This is a genomic window from Corynebacterium sp. HMSC28B08, from assembly GCF_001806865.1.
Taxonomy (GTDB): Bacteria; Actinomycetota; Actinomycetes; order Mycobacteriales; family Mycobacteriaceae; genus Corynebacterium; species Corynebacterium auriscanis.
Genome location: NZ_KV786136.1, coordinates 15,961 through 27,976, shown reverse-complemented (window position 1 = coordinate 27,976; position 12,016 = coordinate 15,961). Strand labels below are relative to the sequence as shown.

The window sequence follows — 12,016 nt, the reverse complement described above, 5'->3', positions numbered from 1 at the left end:
CACAAATCCCCAGCTCACACCACCAAAACACCACAACACACAACACCAACCCACCACACACCCACCGCACCTCTGCCTGCCAACCCCGCCTGCGATACGCATAGATTTGTGGCCACTTGGTTCCTTCCCGTTGGTGCGGCGCATCAAAGCTAGTCATGTCGCGGCGACCAGTCTGCTGTTTCCGTCTGGCCGATCCAATGAGCGAACTGCACTTTTGCGACAATCAATGCCTTCGCCAATATTTTTCGCGGTCTTTTTTCTTCAATTCCCCTCGGCTGATGTTTACCTACTGGTAACTATTGCCATACCGCGACCGGCTCCTTCTCGAAGCCAACCTGGCCCGCTGGCAAACCCGGCAAGTCCAGCTCCGCCTCCAGACCGAACCACGTCGCTAGGCAACTCGCCCACAAGGGCGAGGCTGCAACGAAACTCTGTACCCCAGTAGAAAAGTCGTCGCCGATGATCAAGTACCTAGCCAAGAAAGTAATAACTTGGCTTGTGGTGATTTTTCTCGCCACCAATCTCACCTATTTCCTTGCCTCACTCTTCCTTGACCCCCGATCCAACTACGTAGGGCGGCGCCCACCCTTGCAACCCGAGGAAGTCAACCGACTTCTCGAAGCGCAAAACCTATCCCCCGAAACACCTCTATTAGAAAGATGGTGGACGTGGCTATCGGGAATTTTGTTCCACTGGGACTGGGGCAACTCACCGATCGGTGTGCCCGTGAACGGGGAGATTAGTTATCGCATTTGGGTATCGGCCCAGTTATTGCTCCTGGCCACGATCATTTCCGTGGTGCTCGGCGTGGCTGTAGGTGTGTACACCGCATCACGGCAGTACAAGTTCGGCGACCGCGCATGGCAGGGAATATCGATCATCACCATGAACACCCACGTGGTGGTTGCCTCCATTGCTGTCGTTGCTATCGCTCTCAAGATCAATGAGGCATCTGGAAAGCGCATTTTCTACGTCACCGGTGCCGCCAACTCCAATATCGAGGGCTTTTTCCCGAAATTAGTGGATACCTTGCAGCACCTAGCGCTACCCACCATCTCACTGATCATCATCAGCTACGCCGGCTACCACATGATGCAGCGCTCCCTGCTGCTCGACAATCTCAACGCGGATTACGTTCGCACCGCACGGGCCAAGGGGCTGACCCGCGGGCAAGCCATTCGGAAACACGCGCTGCGCACGTCCATTATTCCCGTAGCCACATCCGTTGCCTTTTCCGTACCAGGAATCTTCACCGGTGCCGTGATGACCGAGCGCATTTTCGCTTGGCGTGGCATGGGTCAATACTTCATTGAAACAATTTCCAAGAACGACATTCACGGAGTGGTGGCCGTTGCGGCATTCGGTGCACTCATGGTTGCTGTCTCCGCCATCTTGGCCGATCTCGTCGTCGTGGCCCTCGATCCTCGCGTAAGGGTGAGCTAGCATGACCAATCCCAACCAAGCAGACCTTAAGCGCCCTATTCACAGCGAAGACGAGTTAGCGAGGGGCGTCGATAAGAAAGCAGGAAAGAAAACCAACAACGGCAAACTAAAACTGTACGCCAAGCGATTCGTACGCAATAAGCTGGCAGTTGTCGGGCTGTTGATCTTCGTAGCCCTCATCTTTTTCTCGCTGTTCGGTGGCATGTTCACGGAGTGGAAATTCGATGATCCCGACTTCCTCAACTTGGCAACCAAGCCGGATTCTGAACACCTTTTTGGCACTACCGACGCCGGCCACGACCTGTTCGCACAAACCGTCCATGGGTTAGGTCGCTCACTGACTATCGCCGTTGCCGTATCGCTAGCTACCAGCATTTTATCCGCGATCATTGGAGCCGGTGCAGCTCTGTACGGCGGTCCTTTGGAAAAGATCGTCCTCGCGGTCATTCACTTCCTCCTGGCGATCCCTTCGTTCCTGCTGATCGCCCTGATTACAAGCGATTCCGGTGGCGACTGGAAAGTCCTCATCCTGGTGTTGATTGGGTTCGGCTGGATGTATCCGGCCCGCGTGATCTGGTCGCTGGCGCTGTCCGTACGTGAAAACGACTACGTGAAAGCGGCCCGGTACATGGGCGTATCCAAGCCCAAGACGATTTTGCGGCACATCATCCCCAACATCGGGTCCCTCCTCATCATCCAATTCGCCCTGGGGGTTGTCGCCACCGTGGTTTCGGAAACGGCACTATCTTTCCTGGGGCTCGGCGTGAAACTCCCGGACGTTTCTTTGGGAACGCTGCTGCAAAACGGTGCAGCCTCCTTGGAATCTAGCCCCTGGCAGTTCTACTACCCCGCTGCCGTTTTGACCCTTTTGACCGTGTCCATGGCATTCATCGCCGATGGTCTGCGCGATGCCCTTGATCCGAACTCCAACGCTGGAGGCCGAGCATGACGAATAACAACCCTTCTCCAATCCTCTCGGTCCGAGACCTCAACGTCACCTTCCCTTCGGAATCGGGTCTGGTACGCGCGGTGCGCGGAGTGGATTTCGATCTACACCCCGGGCGGACCTTAGGTATCGTCGGTGAATCGGGCTCGGGCAAGTCGGTGACCTCCCTGGCCATCATGGGGCTGTTGCCTGATTACGCCAAGGTGGAGGGCTCCGCACGATTCAACGACAGGGAACTCATCGGTCTCACCGATAAACAGATGACCGAGATTCGGGGCGCGGGAATCGGAATGATCTTCCAGGATCCGCTGTCGGTTCTCACGCCCGTTTTCAGTATCGGCGCTCAGCTAGTCGAAGCAATTCAGTGCCACCAAGACGTATCCAATAAGCAAGCTTGGCAGCAAGCCGTTGAATTGCTGGACTTGGTGGGAATTCCCGAACCGGACAAGCGGGTTCGGGCATTCCCCCACCAGTTTTCCGGCGGCATGCGGCAACGTGCAGTCATTGCCATGGCTATCGCCAACAAGCCGAAGGTGCTCATCTGCGACGAGCCGACCACCGCTCTGGATGTCACGATCCAGGCACAGATCCTCGATGTGATTCGAGTCGCGCAACGCGAAACTGGCGCGGCTTCCATCATGATCACGCACGACATGGGTGTAGTGGCCGGCATGGCGGACGAGGTCCTGGTCATGTACGCCGGACGGCCGGTGGAAAAGACCGATGTATTCAACACTTTCGGAAACCCCAAGATGCCTTACACCGTGGGATTGCTGGGATCCACTCCACGAGTGGACAAGCCCAACCCCGGTCCGCTCACACCCATTCAAGGTTCGCCACCGGTGGTGGTGGACCTGCCACCGGGATGCCCCTTCGCTCCCCGCTGCCCGGTGAAAATCGAAGCGTGTACCGCCGAGGAACCACCGTTTGTGCCGTTAACGGATCAGCCCTCCCATTCTGTGGCCTGCATTCGAGCCGCTGAAATCAATGGTTCACAAATCGACGGGCAAGAAATGTACCCGCAGCCTCAGCTTGCCGAGGATAAATTCGCCGGCATTGCGCGGGAAGAACGCGAAGAGGTCCTGCGCGTGGAAAATCTAGTTAAGGATTTCCCCTTAACTAAGGGCGCATTGGTAAAGCGCCGTGTCGGGACGGTACACGCCGTCAAGTCTGTCTCGTTCGATATCCGAGCTGGTGAGTGTATGGCCATCGTGGGTGAATCCGGATCGGGCAAAACCACCACGCTGCTAGAGGTCATGGAATTGAACCCTGCCGATGGAGCAACCATTGAGCTGTGTGGTGTGAATACCGCGACTATGACTAACAAGCAGCGCTTGGAAGCACGCAAGGATATCCAAATCGTTTTCCAAGACCCGATGAGTTCCCTTAACCCTCGCATGACGGTGCGCGAAGTGATTTCCGAGCCCCTACGTTCGCTGGGCTATCAGGGGGATATTGACTCCCGCGTGGAGGAATTGATGGGTCTTGTTGGTCTCGACGCCATCCACGTGGACCGCTTCCCTGGTGCGTTCTCGGGAGGCCAACGTCAGCGCATCGGCCTAGCGCGAGCCCTAGCAACAAACCCGAAACTCATTGTGTTGGATGAGCCGGTCTCTGCATTGGATGTGTCCATTCAGGCCGGGGTGATCAACCTGCTTGATGATTTGAAACGCAAACTGGGCCTCTCCTACCTATTCGTCGCCCACGATCTATCCGTTATCCGCCACCTGTCCGACCGCGTGGCCGTGATGTACAAGGGCGAATTCGTCGAACAAGGCGATGCTGAAGAAATCTTCTCCAACCCTCAGCACGAATACACACAGAAGCTGCTCGCAGCTATTCCGGTGCCCGACCCTGGGGCAGAAAGAAAGAAGGCATGATGCGAAAAAACCGATTCGGCGGGGAACCGCCACCCCCCTTGTTCTTCGCAACTCGACCACGCTAAGCCACGCGCTGCGTCATCGATATGCAAAGCAACAAACCCCTGACGTCTAGGGCACACTCCATCCCTTACATTTCACAAGAGGAGCGAAAGCATGAACATTAAAACTACGCGAGGCAGTAAGGGTTTATACACCCGCCGCGGAGCGATCGCCGCAGTGGCAGTTGCGTCATTGACGCTGGCGGCCTGCGGAGGCGGTGACGGTGAAAAAGGCAGCAAAAAAGGCGAAGGCTCTACTAACGAATCCGTAGCCCCCGCCGCCTACAACGCCAAGAGCCGCGATGAGATCAAAGACGGTGGCGAACTAGTACTGCCCATCTCTGAAATATCCGAGCAACAGAATCCATTCCACGGTGACGGCACTCTCTACACCAATAATGTGTGGAAGATGTACAACCCGCAGGTGATCCTGTTCAGTGAAAAGGGCGATGTCATGCCCAACAAGGACTACCTCACGGACGTCAAAGAAGAGGATAAGGACGGCAAGACCGTCATCACCTACACCATCAATGATGCCGCCAAGTACAACGACGGCACCCCCATCGATTGGAAGACTTTCGAGCACACGTGGAAGACCAACAACGGTGAAGATGAAGCCTATGTGCCGTCGTCCACTGACGGTTATGAGCTCATTGAGTCCGTCAAGCAAGGCAAAGATGAGCACGAGGCCGTGGTCACGTTCAAGCAGGCTTACCCATGGTGGGGTGGCCTCTTCAACTACCTGCTTCCACCCCAGGTTAAAACCGCTGATCAGTTCAACAAGGACTACCTGAAGAAGCTGCACCCAGAGTGGGGCGCGGGTCCATTCAAAGTCGCAAGTTCCAACCTCCAGCGTGGCGAAGTCACTTTCGTTCGGAATGAAAAGTGGTGGGGTGAACCCGCCAAACTCGAAAAGGTTACCCTCCGCCAAATGGAGGACCAGGCAAGTCTAAACGCGTTCAAGGCTGGAGAAATTGATGCCACAGGCGCCGGGGCAAAGGACCGCTACGCAGCGGTGAAACAAATGGGTGACAAGGCGGAAATCCGCACCGCGCAGCGACCATCCAACTTCCTGGTAACTCTCAATGCAAAATCTCCAATCTTGCAGGACATCAAGGTCCGCGGAGCCATCATGACCGGTATCGATCGTTCCCAGCTGGCCAGCATTCGCTTCAACGGCTTGGACTACAGCGAGCCCCTGCCTGGGTCCTTCACGCTATATGGCACGCAAGATGGTTACGAAGACAACTTCGGATCTGTAGTCAAGCACGACAACGAAGCAGCTAAGAAGCTACTTGACGAAGCAGGTTGGAAGGAAGGCTCCAACGGGGTCCGCGAAAAGGATGGCAAGCCGCTGTCCCTACGCTATGTGATTACCGGTGATAGCCCCATGGTGAAGGCCTCTGCTTCTGCCACCCAGAAGATGCTCAAGGACATTGGAATCGACGTTAAGGTTGAAGAACGCCCATCCGCGGACTTCTCTAAGGTCATGACCAACCGTGACTTCGACATCTTCCCCATGGGATTCAACTCTTCCGACCCATTCGGCGTGGCGTACTTCGGACAGACCTACCTGTCTAACTCGCAGCTCAACCGCTCCGGCACCGGCACCAAGGAGTTTGACGCCAAGATCCGCGAATTGCAGAAGATTGGCAGCAAGGATGAGCAGATCAAGAAGGCCAACGAACTGGAAAAGGAAGCCTTCAGACAGTACGGTATCCTGCCTTTCGCCAACGGTCCGGACATTGTCGCGGTGAAGCCAGGCCTGGCCAACTACGGCGCAATGGGCTTTGCTTCCGTCGCAGTCCAGGACATCGGCTGGGAGAAGTAGAACTCGATTGGATTGCGGGGGTCTCTCAATCCAATCGGTGAACAGCGAAGCGAATGTGCAGCAGAAGTCCAACAAAAATCGGTCTTTTTGTCAGAGTTCTGCTGCACATTGTGCGGGCCTGGGGGTGGGTGCCCGGCGGTGCCGTGAAGGCAGGGCCTGGGGGTGGGTGCCCGGCGGTGCCGCGAAGGCAGGGGTTGGGGTCGGTCCCGCGCTAGGGTTGTACCTTCGCCCCTGCGCTAAGGCTAGGGTTGTACCTTCGCCCCCGCGAAGCGCTTCTTGCCCTTGCGCAGCACCAACCAGCTGCCGTGCAGCATATCCTCGCGGGCCGGTACCCATTCCGTGTCCTCGATGCGCGCATTGTTGACGTATGCACCACCCTCGCCGACCGTGCGCCGGGCCGCACCCTTGGAGGCCTCTAGCCCGGTGGCGACCAACAGGTCCACGATCGTGGCGTCGGAAGAAACTTCGGCAACCTCGGTCTCCCGCAATGCAGCAGCCAGAGTGGCCTCATCCAACCCGTCCAATTCGGCCCGGCCGAACAAGGCCTGGGCTGCCAGCTCAACCTTTTCTACGGCATCGGCGCCGTGGACCAGCTTGGTCATTTCCTGGGCCAGTACCCGCTGCGCCTCGCGCTTGAATGGGCGTTCGGCAACCTCGCCCTCCAAACGCTCGATCTCTGCACGGTCCAGGAAGGTGAACCACCGCAAGTAACGGACTACGTCGGCATCAGCAGAGTTAAAGAAATACTGGTACCAGCTGTACGGACTGGTCATCTGCGGATCCAACCACAGTTTGCCTCCACCGGTGGACTTACCGAACTTATTGCCCTCCGAATCAGTGACCAACGGCACTGTGAGCGCATGCACGGACTGCTGATCCACACGGCGGTTCAGGTCCACTCCGGAAACGATATTTCCCCACTGATCAGAGCCGCCCACCTGCACGCGCACGTCGTACTCGCGGCGCAAGTGCAGGTAATCGTTGGCCTGCAGCAGCATGTAGGAAAACTCAGTGTAAGAAATACCATCATTTTCCAAACGGCGCTTCACGGTATCGCGGGAGAGCATCGTGTTGAGCGAAAAGTTCTTGCCCAGGTCACGCAGGAAATCGATAACGGACATCTTCGCGGTCCAGTCGGCGTTATTCACCAACTTCGCGCCCTGTATGTATTCCTCATCCCAATTTCCCTGGGCCCTAACTTTCTCAGGCCGGTCGCCCTCCGCGATGGGTTGCTCCCCCTCGAACACCAGAAACGCCCGCAGTTGGTTCTTGATGCGATCGAGGTTGTCCCCCACCTGCTCATCGGTAAGCATGGAGCGCTCGCCCACATCACGCGGGTCGCCGATCATGCCCGTAGCGCCGCCGGCCAGTGCGAACGGCTTGTGCCCGGCCAGCTGGAACCGACGCAACAGCAGAAGTGGAACCAAGTGGCCCGCGTGCAGTGAAGGACCAGTTGGGTCGAAACCGGCGTACACCGCGGTGGATGTTTCCAGCTGCTCGCGCAATGCGTCCAGATCCGTCGATTGCGCGATCAGTCCGCGCCACTGCAACTCATCCACCAGGTTCGCCGTGGCGGACGTGGTTGGTGCCGAAACATCTTCAGACATAGCTATACCTCAAACACTAAAAAGCGATTTTTGACATGAAAACTGAGACTTGCAAGGGCTTATGCGCGCGGGCTCAACGGCCATTCCACGGCCTCATCCACAAGCAATACTGGGATGTCATCCTGCACCGGATAAGCCAAGCCCAAACGCGGGTTGACCAGATAATCGCCGTGATCCTCCAGTGGTTGCTTATCTTTCGGGCACGCGAGGATCTCTAGAAGTTTCGGATCGATCATGCTTCTTACTTTAGCCCGACGCCCCCATGCCCAGCAGGTCAGGTCATCCTTTGGCCCTCGCGCTGCGCACCTGCGTTACCCCCGCATTGCCCTGTTGTCGCAAAAACCTTCCCCACAGTGTCCGCTTGCTTCGCTAAGGTGTGGACTAGACCGAACACGGGTGCTCGCAATCTAACGAGCTGAGACCCGCGCTAGATACAACCCACCTCTGGGGCGCGGGAACCGTCCGAACCTGTCTGGTTAGAACCAGCGAAGGAAGTTGAAGGAGCTGAACCTTTCATGGACGCATACGCATCCGAAATTCACCCCAAGCACAGCTATGCACCAATCCGCCACAACGGTCTAGAGGTCCCAGAAACGCAGATTCAACTGGATGATTCCCCCACCGGCCCGAATCAGCCACTGAAGATCTACCGCACACGTGGCCCATGGGCGGACCCCACTGAGGGCCTCCCCAGCCTCCGCAGCAATTGGATCCTAGAACGCGGTGATGTCGAGGAGTACGAGGGTCGGCGTCGGAACCTATTGGACGATGGCAACCGAGCGGCTAAGCGCGGGGCGGCCAGTGAGGAATGGAAAGGCCAGTCACGCAAACCGCTACGCGCCACCAGCGGTAAGCGAGTAACGCAAATGCATTATGCCCGCCGCGGTGACATCACCCCGGAGATGGAATTCGTGGCGCTGCGCGAGCACTGCGACGTGGAAAAGGTGCGCAGCGAGGTCGCCGCGGGGCGTGCAATTATCCCGAGCAACATCAACCACCCGGAAAGCGAACCGATGATCATCGGCAACGCGTTCCTCACCAAGATCAACGCGAACATTGGTAACTCCGCGGTGACGTCCTCCATCCGTGAAGAAGTGGACAAGCTGCGGTGGGCCACCCGATGGGGAGCGGATACGGTGATGGATCTATCCACCGGCAACGATATCCACACCACCCGCGAATGGATCATGCGCAACTCCCCCGTGCCTATCGGTACCGTGCCGATATACCAGGCGCTAGAGAAGGTCGACGGTGTGGCCGAAGATCTTACGTGGGAAATCTTCCGCGATACCGTCATTGAGCAGTGCGAACAGGGCGTGGACTACATGACCATTCACGCTGGCGTGCGCCTGCCGTTTGTGCCACTGACTACCAAGCGCGTCACCGGCATTGTGTCTCGCGGTGGTTCGATCATGGCTGGGTGGTGCCTGGCGCATCACAAGGAGAGCTTCCTGTACGAAAACTACGACGAGCTGTGCGAGATTTTCGCGCAGTACGACGTGGCGTTTTCCCTAGGCGATGGCCTCCGGCCGGGTTCCATCGCCGATGCGAACGACAAGGCTCAATTCGCCGAGTTGAAAACCATTGGCGAACTGACCCGTCGGGCGTGGGAACACGACGTGCAGGTCATGGTGGAAGGCCCCGGTCACGTCCCACTCAACAAGGTCCAAGTCAACAACGAACTGGAACAAGAGTGGTGTGGAGGCGCACCGTTTTACACACTGGGCCCACTGGTCACCGATATCGCACCGGGTTACGACCACATCACCAGCGCTATCGGCGCTGCGAACATCGCCATGGGCGGTACCGCGATGCTGTGCTACGTCACGCCCAAGGAGCACCTCGGTCTGCCGAACAAAGATGACGTGAAAACTGGTGTGATCACCTACAAGGTGGCCGCTCATGCAGCCGATGTGGCCAAAGGCCATCCCGGCGCCCAGGAGTGGGATGACGCAATGAGTAAGGCCCGCTTCGAATTCCGGTGGCACGATCAGTTTGCGCTGTCCCTGGATCCCGATACCGCGCAGGCCTACCACGATGAAACCCTGCCGGCGGAGCCAGCGAAGACCGCACACTTCTGCTCCATGTGTGGCCCGAAGTTCTGCTCTATGCGCATTAGTCAGGACATCCGCGACACATTCAAGGACGACCTTGGCACCGACCTGGGCATGCCTACTTTTGGAGAGCAGCTAGACCCCGAGGTTGCTCAAGCCGCAGAGGCCGGGATGGAACAAAAGGCCGAGGAATTCCGCGAGCAAGGTGCCCAGATTTACTTGGAGGAATCCGCGGTTGTCCGAGACAAGTAACCGCACCCGTTCACCCTGGGATCCCCGCACCTTAGGCTGCTACTTCGTCACCGGTCGTGCCGTCACCGATCCCTCCCCAACCCCAACGGAGGACGAGGTCGAACGCATCGTGGGCGTCGCTATACAAGCGGCCAAAGGTGGAGCGGGAATCATCCAGGTGCGCAGCAAACCGATTACGGTACGAGCGCTCACGGAGCTGACCATCCGAATTGCCGATGCTGTGAAGCGCGCGAACCCGCAGACCAAGGTTGTAGTGGATGACCGCGTGGATGTGGTGGCAGCCCTGCAGGGTGAACATCACGTGCACGGAGTCCACATCGGCCAGGATGACCTAGATCCACGCCTAGCCCGCGCCGTACTGGGACCGCGAGCCATCATTGGTTTGACAACCGGCACGCTGGAGTTGGTGCGCGGCGCGAATGATTATGCCGATGTCATCGACTATATTGGCGCCGGCCCGTTCCGCCCCACGCCCACCAAGCGATCCAGTAGGGAGCCCCTCGGGTTGAAGGGATACGCGCCTCTGGTGGAGGCTTCCCATGTGCCGATCGTGGCCATTGGCGATGTTCGCGCCGAGGATGCTGCCGACCTCGCAGCTACGGGCGTGGCCGGTGTGGCCATCGTTCGGGGGTTCATGAATGCGGCGGATCCGGCCGCTGTGGCGCGCCAAGTTGTGCGAGCTTTTATTACCGACGCCCCGTCGGTGCCGAATGTAGCCCAGTGAAAGGAGGGTCACCTTCCATGAGGACATTCCAGCACGTAATCATCGGTGCCGGGATTATTGGTCTTACGACGGCGTTGGAGCTTGTGCGCGAGGGTGTTCCCGGACAGTCCATTGCGGTGGTGGATCCGGCCCCTATCAGTGGGGCTTCGTGGGTGGCCGGTGGGATGCTCGCCCCAGTGGCAGAGGTGCAGTACGGCCAAGAGGCCCTCTATCCCCTGATGATGCGGTCGGCGGAGCTGTGGCCGGATCTGATCGCGTTCGTGCGGCGGCTCTCCGATCTACCCACGGGATTCCGCGACGAATCCACCCTAGTGGTGGCAGCGGATCGGGCGGATGCCACCCATCTATCGGAACTGATGGAGCACCAAAGCCACAATGGGATGACGATCCGTCGTATTCCCCTGCGCCGGGCGCGGGCCATTGAACCCGGCCTGTCCCCGCAGCTCTCCGGTGCCGTGGAGATCCCCGGTGACCACCAAGTTAATCCCCGACTGTTTTGCGCTGCCACCATGGATGCCCTGGCTCAGTGCGGTGTCACGATGGTGCGGGCGCAAGCCACGGGTCTTATCACCGATGCCGGCACGTGTACTGCGGTGAAACTGCGGGATGGGAACGATGTGGGCGTGGAAAAAAGTGTGTACCTGTGCAACGGACTTGGCGCCAACGATGTGGAAGGTGCACCACGGCTACCGGTACGCCCTGTGCGCGGAGACCTAGTGCGCTTAGCTGTTCCGCACAGTCTTCCCACGCCCGTTGACCGGGTAATTCGAGGGTTTGTAGAAGATCGACCGATCTATGTGATTCCGCGTACTGATGCGACCATTGCCGTTGGCGCCACTAGCCGTGAGGACGATCGTGTGCGCCCCGGTGTTGACGGGGTGCACACACTGCTGCGCGATGCTATCCGTGTAGTGCCTGGGCTGGAAGAATGCGAGTTTGTAGAAGCCCTGGCCGGAGCGCGGCCGGGTACTCCAGACGACTTGCCGTTGCTGGGTACAGTGGGGACTAACGTGGTGGTCTCCAACGGTTACTTCCGACACGGAATCCTGCTTTCTGCCCTTGGGGCCCGCGCAGGTGTGGCAATGGGCTTGCACCTAGCCACTCCGGAGGCTGCTGCTGCGGAAGCTCCTGCGGACGAGCCGCTCGATGTGGCATCGCGCGCGGTGGGTGTGGACCTGAGCGCCTGTGCCCTAGGCCGGTTGTGAACCCGGTGGGTGCTGGGCTGGAGCGAGCCAGTC

General features: G+C 58.3%; 9 protein-coding genes and 1 riboswitch. Of the genes, 7 read left to right on the top strand and 2 right to left on the bottom strand.

The window, feature by feature from the left end; all coding sequences use genetic code 11:
* Nucleotides 1–459: 459 nt before the first annotated feature.
* From HMPREF3098_RS00480 to HMPREF3098_RS00465, 4 genes are all read left to right on the top strand, one after another.
* Nucleotides 460–1,443, top strand: coding sequence for an ABC transporter permease (locus HMPREF3098_RS00480; RefSeq protein WP_070433587.1), 984 nt, complete (start codon nt 460–462; stop codon nt 1,441–1,443).
* A gap of 1 nt (nt 1,444) precedes the next feature.
* Nucleotides 1,445–2,392, top strand: coding sequence for an ABC transporter permease (locus HMPREF3098_RS00475; RefSeq protein ID WP_070433586.1), 948 nt, complete (start codon nt 1,445–1,447; stop codon nt 2,390–2,392).
* On the top strand, nt 2,389–4,269 hold the full coding sequence (locus tag HMPREF3098_RS00470; RefSeq protein ID WP_070433585.1) for a dipeptide ABC transporter ATP-binding protein: 1,881 nt from the start codon (nt 2,389–2,391) through the stop codon (nt 4,267–4,269). The genes HMPREF3098_RS00475 and HMPREF3098_RS00470 overlap by 4 nt, the downstream gene beginning before the upstream one ends.
* Nucleotides 4,270–4,425: 156 nt before the next feature.
* Nucleotides 4,426–6,141, top strand: coding sequence for an ABC transporter family substrate-binding protein (locus HMPREF3098_RS00465; RefSeq protein ID WP_070433584.1), 1,716 nt, complete (start codon nt 4,426–4,428; stop codon nt 6,139–6,141).
* A gap of 242 nt (nt 6,142–6,383) precedes the next feature.
* On the opposite strand, the gene tyrS is transcribed toward HMPREF3098_RS00465, so the two are convergent.
* Nucleotides 6,384–7,748 (bottom strand): tyrosine--tRNA ligase, encoded by a 1,365-nt coding sequence (gene tyrS, locus HMPREF3098_RS00460; protein ID WP_070433583.1) that lies wholly within the window; start codon nt 7,746–7,748, stop codon nt 6,384–6,386.
* A gap of 59 nt (nt 7,749–7,807) precedes the next feature.
* Nucleotides 7,808–7,984 carry a Trm112 family protein gene (locus HMPREF3098_RS00455; RefSeq protein WP_035113114.1) on the bottom strand — a complete coding sequence of 59 codons (177 nt, stop codon included), beginning with the start codon at nt 7,982–7,984 and terminating at the stop codon, nt 7,808–7,810.
* Nucleotides 7,985–8,130: 146 nt separating this feature from the next.
* Nucleotides 8,131–8,259, top strand: a riboswitch (TPP riboswitch).
* 4 nt (nt 8,260–8,263) lie between these two features.
* Between HMPREF3098_RS00455 and thiC the strand changes: the two genes are divergently transcribed.
* Genes thiC through thiO form a run of 3 tightly spaced genes read left to right on the top strand, consistent with a single transcriptional unit; the run spans nt 8,264 to nt 11,983 of the window.
* Nucleotides 8,264–10,054: a phosphomethylpyrimidine synthase ThiC gene (gene thiC, locus HMPREF3098_RS00450; protein ID WP_070433582.1), complete on the top strand. Its 1,791-nt coding sequence runs from the start codon at nt 8,264–8,266 to the stop codon at nt 10,052–10,054.
* On the top strand, nt 10,038–10,778 hold the full coding sequence (locus HMPREF3098_RS00445) for a thiamine phosphate synthase (RefSeq protein WP_083283853.1): 741 nt from the start codon (nt 10,038–10,040) through the stop codon (nt 10,776–10,778). Before thiC ends, HMPREF3098_RS00445 begins: the two co-directional genes overlap by 17 nt.
* A 17-nt stretch (nt 10,779–10,795) precedes the next feature.
* Nucleotides 10,796–11,983, top strand: coding sequence for a glycine oxidase ThiO (gene thiO, locus HMPREF3098_RS00440; RefSeq protein ID WP_070433581.1), 1,188 nt, complete (start codon nt 10,796–10,798; stop codon nt 11,981–11,983).
* Nucleotides 11,984–12,016: the final 33 nt, after the last annotated feature.

Excerpts from the sequence above, each read along its gene's own strand:
- HMPREF3098_RS00480 (WP_070433587.1), top strand. The coding sequence starts at position 460 with ATGATCAAGTACCTAGCCAAGAAAGTAATAACTTGGCTTGTGGTGATT.
- HMPREF3098_RS00475 (WP_070433586.1), top strand. The coding sequence starts at position 1,445 with ATGACCAATCCCAACCAAGCAGACCTTAAGCGCCCTATTCACAGCGAA.
- HMPREF3098_RS00470 (WP_070433585.1), top strand. The coding sequence starts at position 2,389 with ATGACGAATAACAACCCTTCTCCAATCCTCTCGGTCCGAGACCTCAAC.
- HMPREF3098_RS00465 (WP_070433584.1), top strand. The coding sequence starts at position 4,426 with ATGAACATTAAAACTACGCGAGGCAGTAAGGGTTTATACACCCGCCGC.
- tyrS (WP_070433583.1), bottom strand. The coding sequence starts at position 7,748 with ATGTCTGAAGATGTTTCGGCACCAACCACGTCCGCCACGGCGAACCTG.
- HMPREF3098_RS00455 (WP_035113114.1), bottom strand. The coding sequence starts at position 7,984 with ATGATCGATCCGAAACTTCTAGAGATCCTCGCGTGCCCGAAAGATAAG.
- thiC (WP_070433582.1), top strand. The coding sequence starts at position 8,264 with ATGGACGCATACGCATCCGAAATTCACCCCAAGCACAGCTATGCACCA.
- thiO (WP_070433581.1), top strand. The coding sequence starts at position 10,796 with ATGAGGACATTCCAGCACGTAATCATCGGTGCCGGGATTATTGGTCTT.